At 53.0% G+C, this 21,054-nt stretch carries 21 protein-coding genes and 1 tRNA gene; 13 read left to right on the top strand and 9 right to left on the bottom strand.

What is annotated here, in order from left to right:
• Positions 1-97 precede the first annotated feature (97 nt).
• Positions 98-325, bottom strand: coding sequence for a helix-turn-helix domain-containing protein (locus tag IDM48_RS10970; RefSeq protein ID WP_202939886.1), 228 nt, complete (start codon positions 323-325; stop codon positions 98-100).
• A 234-nt stretch (positions 326-559) separates the two neighbouring features.
• Between IDM48_RS10970 and IDM48_RS10975 the strand changes: the two genes are divergently transcribed.
• Entirely contained in the window at positions 560-1,435 is an 876-nt protein-coding gene (locus IDM48_RS10975; protein WP_190617458.1) for a hypothetical protein, read from the top strand.
• A 93-nt stretch (positions 1,436-1,528) separates the two neighbouring features.
• A complete protein-coding gene (locus IDM48_RS10980) occupies positions 1,529-3,445 on the top strand; it encodes a hypothetical protein (protein WP_190617460.1) in 1,917 nt (638 codons plus the stop codon).
• 223 nt (positions 3,446-3,668) lie between these two features.
• Here the strand turns inward: IDM48_RS10980 and IDM48_RS10985 are convergent.
• Positions 3,669-3,752 (bottom strand) — tRNA-Leu (locus IDM48_RS10985).
• Positions 3,753-4,064: 312 nt separating this feature from the next.
• On the opposite strand from IDM48_RS10985, the gene IDM48_RS10990 reads away from it, so the two are divergent.
• The 7 genes from IDM48_RS10990 to pknB are packed head-to-tail and all read left to right on the top strand — an operon-like array spanning position 4,065 to position 13,880.
• Entirely contained in the window at positions 4,065-4,985 is a 921-nt protein-coding gene (locus tag IDM48_RS10990; protein WP_190617462.1) for an FhaA domain-containing protein, read from the top strand.
• Positions 4,986-5,468 carry an FHA domain-containing protein FhaB/FipA gene (locus tag IDM48_RS10995; protein ID WP_190617464.1) on the top strand — a complete coding sequence of 161 codons (483 nt, stop codon included), beginning with the start codon at positions 4,986-4,988 and terminating at the stop codon, positions 5,466-5,468.
• Positions 5,469-5,471: 3 nt separating this feature from the next.
• Positions 5,472-7,160, top strand: coding sequence for a PP2C family protein-serine/threonine phosphatase (locus IDM48_RS11000; RefSeq protein ID WP_190617465.1), 1,689 nt, complete (start codon positions 5,472-5,474; stop codon positions 7,158-7,160).
• Positions 7,153-8,643 (top strand): FtsW/RodA/SpoVE family cell cycle protein, encoded by a 1,491-nt coding sequence (locus tag IDM48_RS11005; RefSeq protein WP_238397982.1) that lies wholly within the window; start codon positions 7,153-7,155, stop codon positions 8,641-8,643. The genes IDM48_RS11000 and IDM48_RS11005 overlap by 8 nt, the downstream gene beginning before the upstream one ends.
• Positions 8,636-10,081: a peptidoglycan D,D-transpeptidase FtsI family protein gene (locus IDM48_RS11010; protein WP_190617467.1), complete on the top strand. Its 1,446-nt coding sequence runs from the start codon at positions 8,636-8,638 to the stop codon at positions 10,079-10,081. The genes IDM48_RS11005 and IDM48_RS11010 overlap by 8 nt, the downstream gene beginning before the upstream one ends.
• Positions 10,078-11,799, top strand: a complete 1,722-nt coding sequence (locus IDM48_RS11015) for a protein kinase domain-containing protein (RefSeq protein ID WP_190617470.1) — start codon at positions 10,078-10,080, stop codon at positions 11,797-11,799. Before IDM48_RS11010 ends, IDM48_RS11015 begins: the two co-directional genes overlap by 4 nt.
• Positions 11,800-11,813: 14 nt before the next feature.
• Positions 11,814-13,880 (top strand): Stk1 family PASTA domain-containing Ser/Thr kinase, encoded by a 2,067-nt coding sequence (gene pknB, locus IDM48_RS11020; protein ID WP_190617471.1) that lies wholly within the window; start codon positions 11,814-11,816, stop codon positions 13,878-13,880.
• Positions 13,881-13,925: 45 nt separating this feature from the next.
• Here pknB and IDM48_RS11025 read toward each other — a convergent pair whose 3' ends face one another.
• Genes IDM48_RS11025 through IDM48_RS11035 form a run of 3 tightly spaced genes read right to left on the bottom strand, consistent with a single transcriptional unit; the run spans position 13,926 to position 15,598 of the window.
• On the bottom strand, positions 13,926-14,561 hold the full coding sequence (locus tag IDM48_RS11025) for an aminodeoxychorismate/anthranilate synthase component II (RefSeq protein ID WP_068171993.1): 636 nt from the start codon (positions 14,559-14,561) through the stop codon (positions 13,926-13,928).
• 30 nt (positions 14,562-14,591) lie between these two features.
• Positions 14,592-14,753, bottom strand: a complete 162-nt coding sequence (locus IDM48_RS11030; protein ID WP_190617473.1) for a hypothetical protein — start codon at positions 14,751-14,753, stop codon at positions 14,592-14,594.
• 29 nt (positions 14,754-14,782) lie between these two features.
• Positions 14,783-15,598 carry a class E sortase gene (locus tag IDM48_RS11035; RefSeq protein ID WP_068171997.1) on the bottom strand — a complete coding sequence of 272 codons (816 nt, stop codon included), beginning with the start codon at positions 15,596-15,598 and terminating at the stop codon, positions 14,783-14,785.
• Between the two features lie 156 nt (positions 15,599-15,754).
• On the opposite strand from IDM48_RS11035, the gene IDM48_RS11040 reads away from it, so the two are divergent.
• The gene (locus tag IDM48_RS11040) at positions 15,755-16,060 is read left to right on the top strand and encodes a cell division protein CrgA (RefSeq protein ID WP_233126043.1); all 306 of its coding nucleotides are present in this window, start codon (positions 15,755-15,757) and stop codon (positions 16,058-16,060) included.
• Between the two features lie 9 nt (positions 16,061-16,069).
• On the top strand, positions 16,070-16,297 hold the full coding sequence (locus IDM48_RS11045) for a long-chain fatty acid--CoA ligase (RefSeq protein ID WP_151147726.1): 228 nt from the start codon (positions 16,070-16,072) through the stop codon (positions 16,295-16,297).
• An 8-nt stretch (positions 16,298-16,305) separates the two neighbouring features.
• On the opposite strand, the gene IDM48_RS11050 is transcribed toward IDM48_RS11045, so the two are convergent.
• Complete coding sequence (locus tag IDM48_RS11050; protein ID WP_158004413.1) at positions 16,306-17,454, bottom strand: histidine kinase; 1,149 nt, start codon at positions 17,452-17,454, stop codon at positions 16,306-16,308.
• A 163-nt stretch (positions 17,455-17,617) separates the two neighbouring features.
• Between IDM48_RS11050 and IDM48_RS11055 the strand changes: the two genes are divergently transcribed.
• Both IDM48_RS11055 and IDM48_RS11060 read left to right on the top strand, forming a co-directional pair.
• Positions 17,618-18,289: a response regulator gene (locus tag IDM48_RS11055; RefSeq protein ID WP_068172007.1), complete on the top strand. Its 672-nt coding sequence runs from the start codon at positions 17,618-17,620 to the stop codon at positions 18,287-18,289.
• Positions 18,290-18,385: 96 nt separating this feature from the next.
• The gene (locus IDM48_RS11060; RefSeq protein WP_068172008.1) at positions 18,386-19,093 is read left to right on the top strand and encodes a carbohydrate kinase family protein; all 708 of its coding nucleotides are present in this window, start codon (positions 18,386-18,388) and stop codon (positions 19,091-19,093) included.
• 178 nt (positions 19,094-19,271) lie between these two features.
• Here the strand turns inward: IDM48_RS11060 and IDM48_RS11065 are convergent, their stop codons facing one another.
• The 3 genes from IDM48_RS11065 to IDM48_RS11075 form a co-directional block, all read right to left on the bottom strand.
• Positions 19,272-20,015: a hypothetical protein gene (locus IDM48_RS11065; RefSeq protein ID WP_068172010.1), complete on the bottom strand. Its 744-nt coding sequence runs from the start codon at positions 20,013-20,015 to the stop codon at positions 19,272-19,274.
• A complete protein-coding gene (locus IDM48_RS11070) occupies positions 20,012-20,380 on the bottom strand; it encodes a PadR family transcriptional regulator (protein WP_068172012.1) in 369 nt (122 codons plus the stop codon). The genes IDM48_RS11065 and IDM48_RS11070 overlap by 4 nt, the downstream gene beginning before the upstream one ends.
• 126 nt (positions 20,381-20,506) lie before the next feature.
• Positions 20,507-21,046, bottom strand: coding sequence for a YceI family protein (locus tag IDM48_RS11075; RefSeq protein ID WP_068172014.1), 540 nt, complete (start codon positions 21,044-21,046; stop codon positions 20,507-20,509).
• Positions 21,047-21,054 lie beyond the last annotated feature (8 nt).

Below are 21,054 nucleotides of genomic sequence, written 5' to 3' on the forward strand. Positions count from 1 at the left end.
CTGCATTTTGAACATGTAGTCAAAATTATGAAACGTCTGTTGGAAATGTTCTGATGAACCCATGGACACTTATCTGCTACCGCACACGAGGAATTCTTTAAGACAAATCTCTCGGCCCCAACCAGAGCCTCCGATTGAACCCGCGCTCAGTCTTAGCGATCGTCAACGCATCCGGCCACGTCTCGCCTTTGAGAATGGCTCTAATAGTCATGTGATCGACACCAGTCAGCGCTGCCACCTCTCGCAAGGACATATCGCTGGTAGCTTCTGTCAGATTCAGAACGTAAATGCGAACGATCTCCACAGCGGTATTATCGGTGGGCATGTTCGGCCAGGAGCTGGTGAGCTCTTTAGGTTTGAGTCTTGGTTTTCTTCCCACCCTGCAAAGTTTAGTTGGATAAGTGACATTTGGTTGAATTTATACCACTGCCCTCACTATGCTGTAAGTAATTACTTACAGCAACTTTTGGATAGCACTTTGAAAACTGACGAACAACAAGCCATCACCGCGTACACCCCCGCCCGGATACCCCCACAGCAATGGGTAAATATCAGAGAAATGACTATCGAAGCAGTCACACGCTACCGGGCACACCACTCCAACTATAAAATTCGTGACCTCATGAATACCGCCTCATCCCTCATATACTGGGCCACGGAAATAGCTTGCCTCCCCTCAGACCTTCCTGCCATTTTTCATCGAGATGTCATTGCCACTTTTATAGAACACCAATGTAACCATCTCACCAACAACACCAAGGTCACCCGCCGGTCGCTACTCATTCGCATGTCCGAAGCAATCACGCCTCACCCCCAGAAAGTAACGCGCCTTAAACCCCTCTCGAAAGACCAGCCTTCAGCACCATATAACTCAGCAGAAGTCATGGACCTGAGAGACTGGGCCATACACCAGAACCACCAACATACACGGATCAACCTTGCAGGAATCCTTGCCCTCTGCCTCGGTGCAGGTTTAAGCACACCCGATCTCCTCGACTTACGCGCCCAAGACATTGAACAGGATGAATACGGATACATCGTTCACATAAAACGTGAGGGAGCAAGGCGAGATGTTCCGTTGCTTTACCAATGGGAACCCTTGTTATCTCAAGTCCTAGAGCACCGCGACTCCTCCGCCTGGGTAGTTGGCCCCGGAAGAGATGGGCACAACAAAAATTGGGTCTCGAACTACATCAAACGGCACCATCAACCCTGGAGGAAGTCGTATCCTTCAGTAGCCCGCATGAGACACACCTGGATTTTTCATCACATGGTTTCAGGAACACCTTTGGGTCCTATGGCCTATGCTGCAGGGCTTGAAACTTTCCGCACTATTGAGAAACTATTTCCTTTCGTTCCTGAACCATCCCGGGATTCCGTCCGGCACGCGTTGAGGCAAGCACCTTACAGCCCATTTACTGTGCCTACCCCCTAAATCTGTTCGTCTTAAACTTTCCCGCGCCTAAAATTACCCGTCATTAGTCTCTATTGTTATGCCCGAGAACCAGTCAGGAGGTGACGATGCCCCATGTCTAAAATATTTTCAGAGCCACACCCAGTATTTCTACAAACAGCGGCTTCACCCGCCGATCTACTCATGCCCACTGGGACCAAATACTCTCCCAAAGAGGCGCTTAAACTAGCTCTTAGAATTTCAGAACAATCCGGTATTAAAGACTTACTCTTCGACTGGAAGAAGAAAGATAGAGCAGGTAAAACAAGACCGGGGCGAGCTCCTTGGATTAGCGAATACCAAGTATTTATCCTCCTTCTGACCGTTGCTCTGACAGGACAGCCCACACTTATCACAAACGTCAAAGAATTATTGCTTGCGTTTGATCATGCCTGTTTTGAAATGCTTGGGGTTGCTCCTGTTCGGGAGCTAAATGAGGCAGAGATTCGAATTGAAAAACGCCGCCGCTCTACTCACCGGCGCGAAAGGACTCAGGGGAAACTTCTTGACGCACAGCCAATCCTGCCTCCTCATATAGAAACGATGTATGACCGGATTTATCACTCCTACCGTCTCCTCACAAGGCTGGCGGACCCCCATCAAATCTCTCTCTATCGTCGTTACACCCGGGCAGAATGGGAAATTGTTAAACAGAAGTTACCGGCAACCGATAAGGAACATTTTGACCGCACTGAACGTGCACACATTCTTGCTGGACGTATCCTTCATGGAACGTTTTATTGCCTTCCACGCGAGGCAAGGCGTCGCATCGCTAAAAGCACCCCCATCCTTGCAGTAGACGGAACATTTCTACCGGTGAAAGAGGCTCCTCTTACCGGCAAAAAGCTGTATGCGCCAGCAGAAGCTACCGCCGCTTATCATGTGCGCTCAGGCAACCATTTTGGTGGAGATTTCGATGATTACTCTAAAGCCCAACAGAAAACTAGCCAATCTGAGAAAGTGGGATTTGGTTATGAGCTACATCTCGCTGTGCTATCTAGCGATGATGCTCCCAAAGTCGCTTTGGGTATGACTCAAGACAAACCAGGCTTCCGCTCCGGAGAGAACGGTTTCTACGCTGCCCAAATGGCTGTAAAAAACAACAATCTTGAACCCGGAATTATCGGTTCAGACCGCGAATACCCTTATTCCAAGCTCGAAAAATACCTTAGCCCAGTGCGAGCAATGGGATTTGAACCAATTTTCGATTACCGGAAAGATGATTTAGGTCTCCAAGGTTCACATAAAGGATTCATCCTCGTGGAAGGATCTTGGTATTCCCCTTCGATGCCGCAAAAACTTATTGAGGCGACTTTTGATTACCGTGAACGCCGAAAAAGCGATCCACAACGGATTGACGAAAAGACCTACAAAAAACGCATCGCCATGCGTGAGCCCTACCGAGCCGTCACCAAAGAGCACCCTAACGAACAAGGCGTATGGCGCGCTCAGTGCCCGGCAGTGGGCGGCTCTGCCCGGCTAGTATGCTCTTTGCGGGAACCTCATGTAAAAACGGAGGGGCGTCACCTGCTGCCGGTCTTTCCGCAAATAACTAGTAGCACCGGGGAAGTCCCTGCTTGCTGTGAACAGAAAACTGTGACGTTTCCGAGTCTATTGCACCCTAAGCTGGAACAAAAATATGTCTTCGAATCCGAAGAATGGTCACTCATATATCGTTCGCTACGCGGAGCGGTCGAGTCCTTTAATAACTCTGCTAAACGCGGTTCAGGGGCTGCAAAGCTGGGGGATTCAACTATGCGCCCTCGCCGCGGGTGGATTGCTCATTTTTTGTCTGCTCTGGTGGGTATTGCTTCGGTGAATGTTGCAAAAATTTCCGCGTGGTTGAAGAAGCGTGGTTCCGACGTTGCCCAGGATGGGGGGATCCTAACCGTGCAGCCTCAGAAGCGTCCGCTACGTCGTCGTGAGCGTACTGCTGGTTTTACCCGCGGTGATGAACCTCCAGATAAGGTAAAGAAAGGGAAGGTTTCGTAGACCTCAAGTCCTTAGCTGGGCATGCCTAAAATGAGTTTTTTGATGCTTTTCGCAGTGGCGAGAAGCATTTTTTATTGCCCTGACCTGGAGGGAACCAGCTTTTAGTGAGCTTGGGGTGGTTTTTAGATACAGAAAAGCCCGATTCAGCTATTTTGCTGAATCGGGCTTTCATGGTCGTGTTTCTATACAAACGTTTTTTCTGCACGATACAAACGACCCGCGGTGCGCAAGGGGGGACTTGAACCCCCACAATCTTGCGATCACTGGCACCTGAAGCCAGCGCGTCTGCCAATTCCGCCACTTGCGCTCACTGTTTTCTGAACCAAAGTCAGATAACAACAAAGAAAACTATACACGGGAAATCAATAACCCGTCCAATTTACCCCTGATGCACTGACTCACAACAGCGAATAAAACCTCTCCTTAACCTATTCTCCGGGGTTCTTTCAGGTTTTCCACTAGACTGGGTGCTGTACTGTGTGCTGAATTCTCAACTTAGATTGGGCAGTTTGTTTGAGAAAGTGAGAACTTAGCTCTCAGGTTATCCACAAGAAGAATGGCTATGCTGTTCAACTCATAGGTTGAGCATCTGCCCTGATACCACTCGAGGAGGCCAAGCATGGGGTTCATCAACAAAATTGAGCAGCGCCTAGAAAAGGCCGTACGCGGCACCTTTTCTAAGGGCGGCTCTCAGTTTGAACCAGTTGACCTCGCTAATCGCGTGCGTACCACGATGGATAACAAGGCATATTCCATTTCGTCGGGCAGAACGATTGCGCCGAACGTCTTCACTATTGATTTTGCTGAAGAAGACTTCCCGCGCATCCAAGGCTGGGGTGCGCCTCTGGCTGAGGAGTTGTGCGACGTCGTTATTCGGCACGCCCGCGCCCAGGGCTACTCGTTGCGCGGTTCGGTTCGCGTAACTTTTTCGGTGGACGACGCCGTAGAGGCCGGAGATTTTCTGGTGAGCTCGGCGCAGGAGAAAGTTGCGGCACCGCAGGCTTCCCCCCGCACTGCTGAAACTACTCAACGTCCTCGACGCTCGGTACCCGCTGGTGCTCAGTACCCAGCAATGGAAGAGGATCCTTTACCTACTCGTATTACGCGCCCGGGTTCGCGCGCGCCGCGAGTTGCGCGCCCGCAACCTTCGTCGGTTTCACCAGAGCAGGTTCAGCGCCCCGCTTCCGTGGCGTATTTGTCGGAGAATGCCCGCGCATCGTATTCCCCGCCGCGACCCGCACCTTCCCAGGTAGTTCTAGAAATTAACGGGCAGAACTATTCTTGTAATTCTTTGCCGGTGGTTATTGGTCGCAGTTCCCATGCCGACATCACGGTGGATGACACCGGCGTCTCCCGCCGTCATCTTGAGATTATTGAGCAAGACGGCGTGTACCTTGCCGTTGATCTCGGTTCTACGAATGGAAGCTATCTGAATGGTCAGAAGCTCGTGGGTCGCAGGGAACTTTCTAATGGCTCGGTGTTGACTATGGGCAGGGCGCGCATCGTATTTCGCCTGATGGTTCCAAGGAATGAACGTTAAATGGCTTCTGAAATTACCGTGACCCTGCTACGCTTCGCGTTTTTGGCGTTGCTGTGGGTCTTCATTTTCATGATTTTGGCGGCAGCACGCCGCGATCTCGGTGTGGGGCGCAATTTCCGTACTGCACGAGCTGTTCCCGCTGCAGATCAGGTGTCCGCTGAACCGCGGCAGACCCAGCCGGCGCCGCCTGCACGCCCCACCCAGCTTGTTATTACCGATGGCGCTCAGGCAGGGGCGGTAATGCGCCTGACCGATCAGCCCGTCACGATGGGGCGCGCTACCGATATTGAGGTCTCTTTGCAGGACGACTACGCCTCCGGTCGCCATGCCCGTCTCTTCCCTCAGGGGTCACGCTGGTTTTTAGAGGATCTCGGTTCAACTAATGGCACCTTCGTTGGCGGTACGCGCCTGACTCGCGCTGTGCCCATTGAGCCCGGTTCTGACTTTCGAGTAGGCCGCACCACCATGCAGTTGAGGCCATAACCTATGGGAATCGCTTTCCAGTTCGCCGCGCGCTCTGATGTGGGTAGGGTGCGCTCAAAAAATGACGACTCCGGTTATGCAGGCCATTACCTTGCCGTTGTAGCAGACGGAATGGGCGGGCATGCAGGTGGCGACGTCGCCTCAGCGACCACCGTTTTAGACCTCACCCCCCTGGATCATTCGGGTTTCCAAGGGTCTGCTGGTGTTTATCTGGCGGATGAGATTACCAACGCCAACATCATCATGAATGAGCTGGTAGACCTCAACCCCCGGCTCGCTGGGATGGGAACCACCTGCACCGCCCTGCTGATTGACGGCGAAAAAATTGAGTTGGCGCATATTGGGGATTCGAGGGCTTATCGCCTGCGCGAATCTGGCTTTGAGCAGATTACTACCGATCATACTTTTGTTCAGCGCCTACTCGAAGAAGGGCGGATTAGCCCAGAAGAAGCAGAGAAACACCCCCACAAGAACGTGGTGATGCGGGTGCTGGGCGACGTCGACGCCTCCCCCGAACTAGAACTCAAAAGCCTGGACGCCGAAATTGGCGAAAAGTGGGTGCTGAGTTCGGATGGTTTAGACACCGTGGTGAGCAACGATGAGATTGAATCCATCATGCGCTCTACCAACGATTTGCAAGAGATTACAGACATGCTGGTTAATCTCACGCTTGATCGTGGGGCCCCGGATAACATCACTGTTGTCACGTTGGCAGTTATTGCGGAGGATTCGCTCTCTCAGGCGGTGACGTCGCCGCAACCTATTATTCCGATTCGGCAATATTCCCAGGACGGCACGCTGCTGGGCGAAGTTTATCCTGAGCACCGGGTCACCGAGCACGGTGAAGCCGATGTAACTTTTGAACCGTTGGATGAAGAAGATGCCGACGGTTCTCTCCCAACAAGTAAGTGGCGCCGTCGTCTTCCAGGAAGTGTGAAGCTTCGTCATGCTCTGAGCCAGGGCAAGTGGCGCGGGGAATCATTCTCTGATGGCGTGCTGAACATGATGACGGAGTCCGCGGGCATGGACGAGCGCCCTGAGGATCAGGATGATTCGTCGGCGGCGGTTTTGCGGAAAGAGCTGGACGAGCGCCCGCACATTATTGTGGGAGCTGCAGCGAATGCCACTAACACCGGCATGATTCCGGCGGTGACAACTCGTACGGTAGAGCGCCGGGCAACGTTGGTGAACACCGAGCACCCTGAGCCGGTTGAGGATCCTTCAGAACTTCCTGAAGAAATTCGAGCCATGTTAGCTGGTGAAGAGCGGCACCAACGCGCTAAGTGGCCCTTACGCATTTTTACTACGGTGCTGGTCGTTGGTGTGCTTTTGGCGAGCGTTCTTACCTTTTTCTCATGGGTTTCGCACCAGTATTACGTGGGTGTCAACAATAATAAAGTTGCGGTGTTTAGCGGTATTCCGCAGTCTGTTGGTCCCCTCCATTTTTATGAGGTGGTTGAGGAGACCGATGTGGACGTCGATAAATTACCCGAGTATTCCCAATCGTTGGTGAAGAGCACTATTACTGCCCAGGATCTGGAGGAGACCAAGCGTATCGTGAATGATCTTGAGACTCAGGCTACGGTGAAGGAGAAGGTTTCTGCTTCTCAGAGCGCGAGCCCTTCGCCGAGCCCCGGTTCGGTTATTACGGTAACGCCGAGTGCGAGCGCTTCGGAGGGTTCTGGTGGCTAATTTCTTTGGTTTAAGGCGCCCTGGTGCGCGCGGTGATGCCGGGGTTGCTACTCCTAAGTCGCGCCGGTTCGTTGAGTTGTTCTTTACGCTGATTGCTGTGGCTATTTGCCCGGTGAGTATGTGGATGGTTGATCCTGAGGCTGTTGTGAAGGGGGATACCACGTGGTTGTTGGCTGCCGGTGTGCTGGGTATTGGCGCTTTGTTGATTCACATTGTTTTGTATGTGCGTGCGCGCTTTGCTGACCCGTTTATTCTGCCGATTGTGGTGGCACTCAACGGCATTGGTTTGGCGATGATTTACCGTATTGATTTGACGACGTCGGCGAATGCTGGCGCTGCTCAGATTATGTGGACGGGCGTGGCGATGGTAGCTTCGGCAGTTACCCTGTTTTTCTTGAAAGATCATAAGATTTTGCGGCGGATTACTTATACGTCGCTAGCTGTTGCTCTGGTGCTGTTGATGTTGCCGTTGGTTCCCGGATTGGGCGTGGAGATTAATGGTGCGCGCATCTGGATTTCAATTCTGGGGCGCACTTTCCAGCCGGGTGAGATTGCCAAGATTGCTTTGGCTGTTTTCTTTGCCGGGTATCTTTCGACTCATCGTGATTTGATTTTGCTGGCGGGCAAGAAGGTTGGTCCGGTTCGTCTGCCGCGTTTTCGTGATTTAGCGCCGATGTTTGTTGCTTGGTTGATAAGCATTGGCGTGCTGGTTTTGCAGAAGGACTTAGGTTCGGCAATCCTGTTCTTCGGTCTATTTTTGAGCATGTTGTATTTGGCAACAGGCCGCATTGTGTGGGTCTTACTGGGTCTGGTGTTTGTGGCTGTGGGTGGCGTTCTGGCGTATAACTTCATTAGCCATGTTCATTACCGTATTTATGCGTGGGTTCATGCGTTTGATCCTGAGATCTACAATCAGCCTTTTGGCGGTTCTGGTCAGGTAGTTCAGGGGCTGTTTGGATTGGCTTCTGGTGGCTTGTTTGGTCGGGGTTGGGGCAATGGCCGCCCAGATTTGGTGGCTTTCTCTAATTCAGACATGATTATCACCGCCTTAGGTGAAGAGCTGGGTCTGCTCGGTTTGGGTGCGATTTTGATGCTCTTCTTGTTACTTGTGACGCGCGGTATGCGCGCGGCGCTGGGTACTCCGGATGCGTTCGGTAAGCTGCTGGCGGCAGGTCTTTCGCTGGTAATGGTTATTCAGTTGCTGGTGGTCATTGGTGGTGTGACTCGGTTGATTCCATTGACCGGTCTGACGACGCCGTTTATGTCTGCTGGCGGCTCGTCCTTGTTGGCTAACTGGGTGATTGTGGCGCTGTTGCTTTCTATTTCTCATTCGGCACGAGCACCTCATGTGGTGGAAACCTATGACGATGTACCTGAAAGCATTAGTCGTCAGGGTGAGGCAGACGGCGCGACCAGCGTCATCTCACGTATTAGCGAAACTTCTCATCAGGGTTCAACGAAGGTAGGAGATGCTCGTGAATAGATCTATTCGCCGCGCTTGGCTCGCTGCCTCATGCGTGTTTGTGCTTTTGTTGGGTTCTCTCTCGTACATTCAGTTCTTTGATGCGAAGCGCCTAGGTGAGCATGCGTGGAACTCGCGGGGCATGTATGAGAGTTACGGTTCTCAACGTGGTTCTATTGTGGTCGGCGGAACTGAGATTGCCTCATCGGTTGCTTCTAATGATGGCTATGATTTCCAGCGAACTTATTCTGACCCTGAAACGTATGCTTCGTTAACCGGTTATTTCTCGTCGATTTATGGTGCAACCGGTTTAGAGTCGGCGATGAATGAGGAGCTCTCGGGCACTTCAGACCGCCAGTTCTATGACCGTCTTTCGCAAATGTTTAGCGGTAATTCAGCTCAGGGCGCCACGGTGGAGCTCACCGTCGATACCCAGCTTCAGCAGATTGCCTATAACGCGTTGCAGGGGCACAAGGGCGCTATCGCGGTAATGAATCCAAGGACCGGTGAGGTTCTTGCGTTGGTGAGTTCGCCGTCTTATGACCCGAACGAGCTTTCTTCGCATAACAACGAGTCGGTTCTGGCAGCTTACGAGCGTTTGAATGCTGACCCTGCACGTCCGCTGATGAACCGGGCAATTGGCGGGGATACCTACGCACCGGGGTCCACATTCAAAATTATTGATGCTGTAGCAGCTCTTGAGTCCGGCAAATACACCAAAGATTCTGTGATTCCTAACCCACAGAATCTGCCGTTGCCAGGCACCACAGCAAGTTTGCCCAACTATGTGAACGGTCAATGTGCAACTCGCGCCGATGCCACCATAGAATGGGCTTTAGCGCAGTCGTGCAATACTCCGTTTGCCCAAATTGCAATGGATTTGGGCCAAGAGAAAATTGCAAAGACTGCTCAGAACTTTGGTTATGGTGATTCCTCGCTGAGCATCCCGCTTTCGGTATCGGAATCGGTCTTCCCATCGAACATGACTGATAGCCAACTGGCTCAAGCGGCAATCGGTCAGTATGACGTCAAGACCACCCCGTTACAGGTTGCCATGATGTCTTCTGCCATCGCCAACGACGGCGTCCAGATGAAACCGAACCTGATTAGGTCGGTCAAGTCTCATAGCCTCAGCACCCTGTATGAGTTTTCTGCGGAGAAATGGAGAACTTCAACTTCTGCAGATACCGCTCAGCAGGTGAAAGAATGGATGGTAAATAACGTGGATAACGGCATTGCCTCCGGTGCTGCGGTGGACGGCGTGAAGGTAGCGGGTAAAACCGGTACCGCCGAAATCGGTACTACTGGTTTGAACAATGCGTGGTTTACGGGCTTTGCACCCGCAGACAATCCACAAGTAGCCGTTGCGGTCGTATATGAAGGTGTTGATACCGCTGAGGGAGCATCGCTCGCAGCTCCCGCAGCGAAACAAATTTTTGAGGCGGTGTTGAACAGGTGAGACCCTCAACTGAAACGACCTTAGGTGGTCGCTACGACCTAACTGAGCGTATTGCTATTGGTGGCATGGGTGAGGTTTGGAAAGCGCGCGATAAGGTATTGGGCCGTATTGTTGCGGTCAAGATTCTGAAAGAGGAATATACCGGTGATCCCGGTTTCCTCGAGCGTTTTCGTGCTGAGGCGCGCCATACAGCGTTGCTGAATCATCCCGGCGTCGCCAATGTTTTCGACTACGGCGAGGAAGACGGCTCTGCCTACTTGGTCATGGAGTTGGTTCCTGGCGAACCTCTCTCTGCGATTATCGAGAAGGAACGCAAGCTCGACTCAGATCGCATCTTGAATTTCATGGCGCAGACCGCTCGTGCGCTGGCTGCTGCCCACGCGCAGGGTTTGGTGCACCGCGACGTCAAGCCGGGCAACTTGATTATCACTCCGGACGATCGGGTAAAGGTTACTGACTTTGGTATTGCCCGCCTTGCTGACCAGGTACCTCTCACCGCCACCGGTCAGGTTATGGGCACCGCTCAGTATTTGGCACCGGAACAGGCAACGGGGCAGCAGGCTACGGCGTCATCCGATATGTACTCGTTGGGCATCATTGGTTATGAGTGTTTGGCAGGACGCCGCCCCTTCACGGGCGAGTCACAGATTGCTATTGCTTTGGCTCAGGTCAATGACCCGCCACCGGCTCTTCCTACTAAGATTCCTGCACCGGCAGCGGCACTGATTATGTGCTTGCTGTCGAAGGATCCTGAGGAGCGCCCCAAGAGTGCAACTGCTCTTGCGTCTGCTATTGATGCAATTCGCCGTCAGGACATTCCTGCTGCTATCAAGGCTGTTCCTACTCTAGGAAAGTTTTTGCCCGATGGCGCGCAGACGTCGTCAACCCAGGTCGTGACTGCTCCCACCACGGTGGCTCCCTCTGCTAAGCGTTTTGGCTCGGGCAAGAAGTACACCCCTCAGCCCAACACGGCGGAGATGCCTGCGGTTGCTCCAGCGGCTGCATACGGTTCCCGTCCTGTTTATGAGCCTGAGAAGAAAAAGTCGGGCTGGTTGTGGGTCTCCCTCCTCTTGGCTCTGGCGATTATTGGCATGATTATCTGGTTCGTGTTGGCTGGGCAGAATTCTTCCAAGAACGCCGTAGAAGACTCCTCCCCTACCGCTGCGGGCACGGTCTCCACGGTGGCAGCCCCTACGGCGTCGGATGAAAGCCAGAAAGCGGAGCAGACCGTCAATATTGACGCCGCCACTTATGAGGGTCGCCCGTTAGAGGACGTCGTGAATGAGCTGGTTGCGCTAGGGTTCTCCACTAAAACAACCGGAGTGACCTCGGATAAGGAATCGGACACTGTTTTGTCGGTTTCTCCTGTGGGCGCTGTAACGGCTGGTAGTACCGTGACCGTGGAGTACTCCACTGGTCCGCAGTCGGTCACTCTTCCTTCTAATCTGGAGGGTAAGAATGCAGACGAGGCTATTGACGAAATCACTAAACTGGGTGTCAACGTGAAGGTTCACAATGAAGAATCTAAGTCTGCGGATCCTAACACGGTTCTGCGGACCAACCCCACCTCCGGCTCAAAGGTTGAAGTAGGTAGTAGCGTAGATGTTTACGTAGCTAGCGCCCCCGCGTCTTCAGCTTCAGGAACCTCTCAGCGTTCAGAATCAGCGTCCGCATCGCCGGCGTCTGAGCCTTCCGCATCATCTACCCCCGCGAACTAAAACTGGTGAATTTTATGGAATTTTCGATTCCCGAGATTATAGACAACCGTTACCGAGTCAATGAGAAGATTGGCTCGGGCGCAATGGCGACCGTTTACTCGGCTGAAGACACTCGCCTGGGCCGCCAGGTAGCTCTGAAGATTTTGCGACCGGAGCATGCTAGTGATGAGACGTTCCGCGCTCGTTTTCGGCGTGAAGCGGAGTCGGTAGCTGCTCTCAATCACCCTAATATTGTGAGTGTTTATGACACGGGTGTTTTCGAGTCGGCGCAGGGCAACCAGTCGGTACAGGTTCCTTTCCTGGTGATGGAGCTTTTGCCAGGTAAGACCCTACGCTCGATTCTTTCCGAACGCGGTGAGCTTCCTGTCCATGAGGCTATTGCCTATGGCGCGCAGGTTCTTGAGGCTCTCCAATATGCGGCGAATGCGGGCATTGTGCACCGCGATATCAAGCCTGCTAATGTGATGGTTTTGCCGCGGACTGATGAAGATGTTTCGAAGGAGCAGTTTGGGCAAGTCAAGGTCATGGATTTCGGCATTGCCCGGGCGATGGCAGCACCTGATAGCTCGCTGACTAAGGCAAACACTGTCATGGGGACTGCCCGTTACATTTCTCCTGAGCAAGCGCGCGGAGAAACCGTAGATTCCCGTAGCGACATATATTCAGCGGCGTGCCTCATTTACGAGATGCTCTGTGGCCGTTCGCCCTTTAACGCTGATTCGAACGTCGATCTTGCCGGTAAGCATCTAAGTGAAACCGCTGAGGCTCCTAGCGCCCATGCGCGTCAGGCTCTTTCGCCGGCTCTCGATGCGGTTTTAGGTAAGGCCTTGGCTAAGTCTCGGCAGGATCGCTTCCAAACCCCCAGCGATTTCCGTTTCGCGCTTTTGGACGCCGAGCAGCACCCTGGTTCTGCGCCCCTCTACACGGGTGAGGATACTCAGCCCACCACAGCTTTAGCCGCTACTTCCGCAACTGGATCCACATCCACGGCCGCTGGTGCAGCTGCCGGTGGCGCAGCAGGCTATGCAGCGGCGTCGAGCACCGATACCGCTCCCCCGGTTGAAGAAGCCGGTCTGGGAGGCTGGTTCGATAACGCACAGTCCGAATACACGGACGAAGAGCTATACGAATACGAGCGCAATGAGGCGCTGGCAAAGAAGAAACGACGACGTCAGGCATGGGTTCGTGTTCTCACCGGCATGTTGATTGCGGCTCTGGCACTGTTCTCCATTGGAACCGTTCTCTACTACCAGAATGAGCTCAATAGGGTTCCAACCCATGCGCTGCCTGCAATGCAGGGGATGGAGCGCGAAGAAGCAGCTAACACTTTGCGCAATAACAATATTTCGGTGAAGTGGGAAGAAGAATACTCGGACAAGATCGAGAAGGATCACATCATCAAGACCTCACCGGTGACCGGTACTGAGGTTGAAGAAGGTTCAGAGGTAACTTTGACGGTTTCTAAGGGTCCTTCAAAGGTGAAGATTCCTGATAATTTAAGCGGTCAGTCTGAGGCGTACGTGCGTACTGCGCTAGAGCAGGCTGGTTTTGTAGCCGGTCGAACTTCTACGGTCAATAGCGCCAGCGTTCCCACGGGCATGGTGGTTGCTACTTCCCCTAAAGCGGGCGAGCAGGTGGATGCCGGCTCTACCGTAGACATTGTGCTGTCCAACGGTAAGGTTCAGGTACCGAATGTCACCGGCATGACCCGCGATCAGGCTATTGCGGCACTTTCTGACTCTGAAGTTATGCTCAGCACCAACATTGAGACTACTCAGACCAACTCAGCCCCTGCTGGCACAGTGGTTTCTCAGAGTGCTGCTGCGGGTAGCTCGGTTGAGCAGGGTAGCACGGTGACTATTAAGGTAGCTCAGACTCCTACGCCGACGGCGGCGCCAGTGCCTACTCGTGCAGCTCCTTCGGTCTCGGCACCTGCTGATTCTGAGAATAGCGATGCAGCAGATCTGACTCCCGGCGGAAACCCATCGCCTACTCCGTCTGCGAGCGCATCAGCTCCCACGCCGGCAGAAGCTAGTGCGTCGCCTACCCCGAGAGCATCGGCGTCTAGCCGTAACAGGTAATTCGCCCGCGGGATCTGTAACCATAGAGCCTGGGGCTTGAAGGTGTTATGAGCCGATGAGCGGTGAAAGCGATTTCGCCCTCTCGGCTGCACCTTCGAGCCCCAGGCTTTCTAGCCAGTTACCTAGCATGAGGTAGCCGCCTTCGGTGAGTACCGATTCGGGGTGGAACTGTACGCCGTGCATGGGGGCGCTTTGATGGGCAAGCCCCATGATGATTCCGTTATCGGTGGTGGACGTGACGGTGAGCTCCTCGGGCATAGTTTCCGGCACGACGGCGAGGCTGTGGTAGCGGGTAGCGGTGAAGGGGCTGGGTACGTCTTTGAACACCGACTCGTTCTGATGAACCAGCTGGGATGTTTTGCCGTGCATGAGCTCGGGTGCGTGCGTAACGGTACCGCCGAATGCTTCAGCAATTGCTTGGTGCCCTAGGCATACTCCCAGCAGGGGTTTGTGTGCTTTTGCGGCCCATTTGATGACGTCGATGATAACTCCGGCGTCTGTTGGTGCACCCGGACCGGGAGAAACCAAGACGCCGTCGTGTTCTTGTGCCAGTTCGATGGTGGCTTCGACGGTGAGGTCGTCGTTGCGGATGACCGTGATGTCAGCCCCTAGCTGTTCGAGGTAGCCCACCAGGGTGAATACGAAGCTGTCATAGTTATCTATTACGAGAATTTTAGTCATGGGTGTGGGGTCTCCAGTTACTGAGAAGTGCTATTGGTCGATGGTGACATCGCGGTAGAAGGGGCTGTATTCCACGAATGCGGGGAATACGAATTCCATGAGGCACCAGATCACTAGCGCTATGAGGGCAATGGCAATCAGGATACGCATCCAGAGAGGCCCGGGAAGATGCCTAAAAATCCATCCGTACATGGGTTTTACCTTACTCTTGGGTCAGGGTTTTAGAGGCCAACAGCTGCTTTGATTTCGTCTGGTGCGCCGGCTGAGAGCGGCTGCCAGGAGTCGAATTTTGCGTGGACGATATAGCGTTCGGTATCGCCGTAGCGTGGGTGGCAGGTGGTGAGTGTGAGAAGACGCTCGGTGGGTTGAGCGCCGGGATGAGCGGGGTCGGGGGCGATGACGCTCATTTCGGTCGGTAACACGATTTTGGTTTCGTAGACCGTGTAGGTGTAGAAGCCTTGAGCTGTTTGAATGTAAATATGGTCGCCCTGTTGAATTTCTTCTACCCGGTCGAGTACTGCGCCGTTGGTTTGGCGGTGGCCAGCCAGGGAGAAGTTTCCGATGTCGCCTGGCATGGCGGTGCCGTCGTAGTGCCCCAGCCCTAGGGCGTCGAGGACGTCGGTGCTGGTGCCTTCAGCAAGGGGGCGCTGGTAGTTTTCGCCGAAGCGTGGAATGTAGGCGATACCGTATGCCTCGCCGTGGCCAGGTTCTGCGGTGATTTCAGGTGTTTGCGGATCCCAGTTCGGCTGAGGTTCGGCAGTAGCATGGTCAGAAGTCTTGGAGGGCTTACTCTGATCCTTGGCTGCTTGCTTGAATTCTTGGGACAGCGATTGTACGGCGTCCTCTTGTGTTGCGTTCGCTTCGAGGTTGGTCCACCAGAGTTGCCAGACAACGAAGAGCAGGAGCACTAGGCCCACTGTGATGAGGATTTCGCCGAAGATTTGTACCGCCCACCCCCCCTTGCTTTTGGGGCGCGCGTGGTCAGCGCGGGAGGACGCCGCAGCGTTCTGCCGTAAGGATGGCGGGGTATGAGTCATTGAACTTCCTGTCAACAGTTTCCTGTGAACCCGCATGAATGAGCTATTTGTTAGGTCTTCACGCACATGAAAGGATAAGATTTACAGCAGTATTCCTGTGTCTATCTTCAGGTTAAACCGTACATGATGAGCTCCCTTTCGGGGCGTGGAGGAAACGTGGCTGAGTCAGCAAAAAAGAAATCATCTCAAGGATCAGTATCCAGTGAGGATCGCGAGTTTGAGGCGAATGAGGCAGCTCTGCGCCGTATTGCTAAAGAGATGACTGTTGATGAGTTCGCTTCTCCTACCCCCCTGTGGTATCGCGTGATTATGTTTTCGCTCGTGGTACTGGGCATCTTGTGGATTATGACTTTCTACATCACTGAGGCTCGCTTCCCTATTGCAGCTATTGGCATGTGGAACATCGCCATCGGGGTGGGTCTTATGATGTCCGGCATGATTATGATGACTCGCTGGAAATAGGACGTTCCCTTGACTTCTTTTTCCCGCGATAATGATTCCTCCGCTTCAACCCCTGAAGCAGAGACTAAGCCTGAGGTTACTAACCCTAAGAACCTCGCCCCTGTAGACCCGAACGAGTCCCGCGCAGAACGTGAAGATATTAAAGCTGCGATTTTAGAGACTAAACTACGCCGCTGGGCGCTGATTGGGTTTATTGTGGCGGCTATTGTCTACTTTATTTGGCAAGGTCTAGCGTAAATTCGCCTTTATGTCTCAAAAGGCATTTTAAGGTCCATAATCCACCGGTCGCCAGGAAGAGAGTGACTCTCCAGGGTTCCACCGAGCGGTTTCACGCGTTCGGTAAGTCCTAAGAGACCAAAACCTGAGCTGGGGAAGACCAACTGGTCTTTAGTTTTGCCGGTGTCATTGGTGAGCGAATATTCCAGCGCATGGTCGCTGGCGCTGAGGTGCACTTCGACGTCGCCCCCTGCTCGTCCATGCTTGATGGTATTGGTGACTGATTCGGTCACTACGCGCGACAAAGTGGGCGCGAAGCTTTTAGGTACTTGGCTGAAATCGCCGTCGATGTCATAGGTAACGTTGTACCCAAAGTTCTCTAGTTGCTTAACCTGTTTGAGAACGGTTTCTCGCAGATCGGAGCTCATTGACTGGTGTTCAGGTGCGAGCATTTTGCTATCTTTTTCCACCCGCATAACCGCCAGCAGGCGGCGTAGCTCTTGCAGGGCAGTGCGTGATTGGGTGCCTATCAACCCGAGGATTTCGTCTTTACCATCAGCATCTGCATAGCGAGCAGTTCGTGCCTGCATGGCGATAACGGTGAGTTCATGGGCGACGACGTCGTGCAGTTCGCGCGCAAGATTGCGGCGCTCTTCGTCCGCTGCATGATATGCCGCTTCAAGTCGTTGCTCATACGCTACTTTGTGCGCTGTATTGCGTTCAACCTGTAATCGCGCCACGATGGGAACCACAATAAAGGGAATGATGTTGCCGAGTGTCCCTAGCAGAATTTGCACCGAATCAGTAGACGCAGACTGAAACATGCCAAAAGCAAAGTAATAAATATAGATAGCGACAGTAGGCAACCAAAACCAAGCGGACATAGAGTAAGCAATTATCGCTGTAGAAAAGATTGCGGCTAACCGCCAGAATTCATCATTGTGAGGGTTGAAGTGCAAAGCAATAAGCAGTACCCATAACGAACCAATGGCAAGAGGGCTTCGGAAAAATGTTAGCCCAATAGTCAGCAGATAGGATATCGGCACGATAATGAACAGAAGGGGCGGAACCCCATCTGCAACGCCTGATTTGAAATATTTGGCATCGTAGAGCGCAAGCAGAATATACCCCACGGCCAATGAACCGGTAACGGTCCGAGGCGGGGGTGAAAAATGCATGTTTTTAATGAGGTCTAAATACCCCATCCGGTTGTTTCTACTTTGCACATTTCTATATTTCCATGTGAACCGGCGGATTTATACCCGCTAAAGACTGATTTTGCGCTCTCTTTTTGCTTTCTTTGTACTGCTTAAGTATGAATAATCGCTATGCTGGGGACTAATGGATACTTTGAAAATACTTGTGGTAGACGACCAAAGCCTCATGCGTCAGGCTATGACCTCTTTTGTGACGTTTGAGAAGGATATGGAAGTGGTTGCTCAAGCGTCTGATGGCGCTGAGGCAGTAAATTTGGCGTTGCAGCTGAAACCCGATGTTATCCTCATGGATTTGCAGATGCCTGTGATGAACGGAATTGATGCGACCTCTAAAATCACGGCGGCTTTACCTTCAACTAAGGTTTTAGCGGTTACGACTTTTCATTCTGAAGACTATGTGGTTCCTGCGCTTAAGGCGGGAGCGAGCGGTTATATTGTCAAGGATTCTGAGCCTGAGGACATTATTAACGCTATCCGATCGGTTCATGAGGGAAACTCGGTTCTTTCGCCGTCCATCGCCCGGTTGCTGGTGGACAATTTAGCGGAAGAGGCGGTAGAGCGTCGAATGACGGCTACCGACGTCTATGAGTGGTCCCAGCTCACCAGCCGCGAGAGGGACGTCGTGAAGTTGTTGTGTGATGGGTATTCGAACCGGGAAATCGCTTCGACCTTGTTTTTGTCTGAACCTACAGTGAAGACACACGTGGCTCATATTGCTTCTAAGGTGGACGCACGTGATCGCCTCCAAATTGTGGTCAAGGCGTACCGCTCAAATGTGTTGAAGACGTGGGACTAACTAGCGACTGAACGGTAGTTCTTTTCTTCCGCTGATTAACGCATGATATTTTCTAGGGCTGTTTTGCCTGGTTAGAACCTCAATCTGGGAGATATTATGCGTTTTTCTGTGGCTTCACATCGTCTGCTGTCTGTGGTGGCTTTGATGCCGTTGGCACTGTGGTCTGTCACAGGATGCGCTTCTCATACTGATGCGATTTCCCCAGCGGAGTCTTCGACGAGTGTTTCTGCTGAGCCGTCGGAGACTCCTGAGGCGTTGGGCGCGGAGTCTGCGTTGGAGGATAGTAGCGCCAGTGCTGAACCAAGTTTACAAAGTGAACCAGCACCTGCGAGTTCTGCTTCTGTTGAAAATACAGAACCGGTTGAGAGCCCCGCGGTGGCGCCTGAGACGCCGGCTGCTGAGGAGACTTCTGTGGAATCTTCTGCGGAGGTGCCCTCCCCGAGCGTCCCCGGTCTGACTGCGAATGAGCAGGAAAACGCGGCGATGAAGGCTTCTGCGGAAGAGTTGCAGAAAGCAGATGAGGAACGTGCCGCTGCATTGACTGCACAGGGGAAGGATCCGGAGGATCCTTATCTGAAGTACGGTGACATCCTGTGTGGCAACGGTATCCTGCCCGCACCCGAGGAGATTAAGGCGATGGGTGCTGGGGATGCTTATTTAGCGTGGTACACCAAATTTGCTGAGTCGGCACCCCAAGAGGTCAAAGCAATGAGTGATGCTAACAGGACTGCCGCCGAAACCAACAGTATGGTCAAGGCTCAGCCCGACCGCCAGAAGTGCGCACAATATGGTCTGGGTGGTTAGCAGATAAAAAGTGGCTCTTATGTTTTGCGGGATACCACGAAAGATCAACAGCAGAGAACTCTCTACGTTTTAGATAAGAACATCTAAAAGGAAAATGTAGGGCTAAAATCTGCCACTGACACTGTGACAAGTTCGGAATGTATCACCGGTAGCTAAAATTAGAAACTATTTGGCTCCCCTAAACCATCCAGAACGAAATCAACGTATCGATCACTGTGTAAAGAGGGATGAGCAGTGCCGGAAGAACCGACACCATAGTGCTCGATTTTTTAGCCCGCTCTTGTTCCTGCCCTGAATCTAGCGGGGAGACCAGCGCATCGTCGTCCTCTTTCGCCGTTTTATAGCTAGAGCGCACCGCCCACGCTGTAGCAACAAGCAACAGGACGCCGGAGCCTACCGCCACGGGCATAGCAGGCACATTGACGATGAGTGGCAGATCTTTCTGAGAGGCTATCGCGCCACTAACGCCCAGGCCGATGGCAAGAATAAACCCAAGAATGAGAGTCCACGGTTTTTCAATGAGCGTGCGTATTCTCAGCCCAAAAATCATGGCAAGAATAACCACGAGCGAGCCCGCCCAGCAGCCCAGCACAACGCCGTTCAACATGAAGTTATGGGCGTTAGCCACCGCCCGCATGGAGTAAGTAAACACGAACAGTATGAACACCTGCAAGAGCATGGGGAGCACAATACTCACATACTCGCCAGGTTGCTCAGGCACAGAGTAACCTAGGGACCGCGCATAATCCTTAGGCGCACCGAAGGATTGCTCCGGAGCCTCCCCCGTTTCTTCGCAGTGGCTAAACACGGTCGTCAGCTCGTCACCGATCGTCGCGCCATAAACTCCCTCCAGGCGTAGCTCGATGACAAAGGCATCCACCCATTTCTTGTGAGTCGCACTCCACTGTTTGAGATCACTCATGACTGTTCCTTTGCTATATCTGTTTGCTCTGTTGGTTCGGCGAGCAGTGCACTCACGCGGTCACTAAAGAACTTCCACTGCTCTCGTGATTGTGCGAGTTCAGCACGGCCATCAGGAGTAAGGGAAAAATATTTTCGCCCGGGTCCGCCCTCCCCTGCACGCCATTCGGTGCGCACGAGCCCGCGTTTTTCAAAGCGGGTCAGCAGGGGGTAGAGAGTCCCGCCCTTTATTTCCCCCAGACCGGCAGCTTCAAGCGCGCCGATGATGGCGTACCCGTAGGTGGCTTCGTCGGCAAGAATTTGCAGGACGCACGGCCCCAAGACTCCGCGTAGCCACTCGGAGGGGTATTCGCTGGGTTCTGTCATATCTATATAGTTACATTAAGTAGTTAGGCTGTCTATATAGAGTGCAAAAATTACCACACAAAAAAGCGCCCACCCCCCAGAGGCGGTGAGCGCTTTTTATCGCGAGCTACTGCTCGCACATCAAATTTATGCCTGAGGAGCTACATACTCAGCATCGATGGTGATGGTGACCTTATCACCAACCAATACGCCACCGGTTTCTAGAGCTGCGTTCCAGGTGATGCCAAATTCCTTGCGTGAAATCTGAGTGGAAACAGATACACCAAAACGAGTGGTACCGAAGGGGTCGGTTGCAACGCCACCGAATTCGCCCTTGAGTTCTACCGGGCGGGTTTCGCCCTTGATGGTGAGATCACCCTTGACGACCAAGTCTTCGCCGTCAAGCTCGAAAGAGGTGGACTTGAAGTTCATGGTGGGGTGCTGTTCAGCATCGAAGAAGTCTGCAGACTTCAGGTGGCTGTCGCGATCAGCATTGCGGGTATCCAATGAATCAATCTTGATGGATGCCTCAACAACGGAGTCGGCTACGTTTTCTGCAACGGTTACCGTTGACTCAGCTTCTTCAAAGCGACCGCGGGTCTTGGAAACCGCTGCGTGACGCACGGAGAAACCGATTTCGGTATGTGCTGCATCGAGGGTCCAAACGCCGGGAGTAAGTTCTGCCATGATATTTT

The organism is Rothia amarae (genome assembly GCF_014705945.2).
GTDB classification, from domain to species: Bacteria; Actinomycetota; Actinomycetes; order Actinomycetales; family Micrococcaceae; genus Rothia; species Rothia amarae.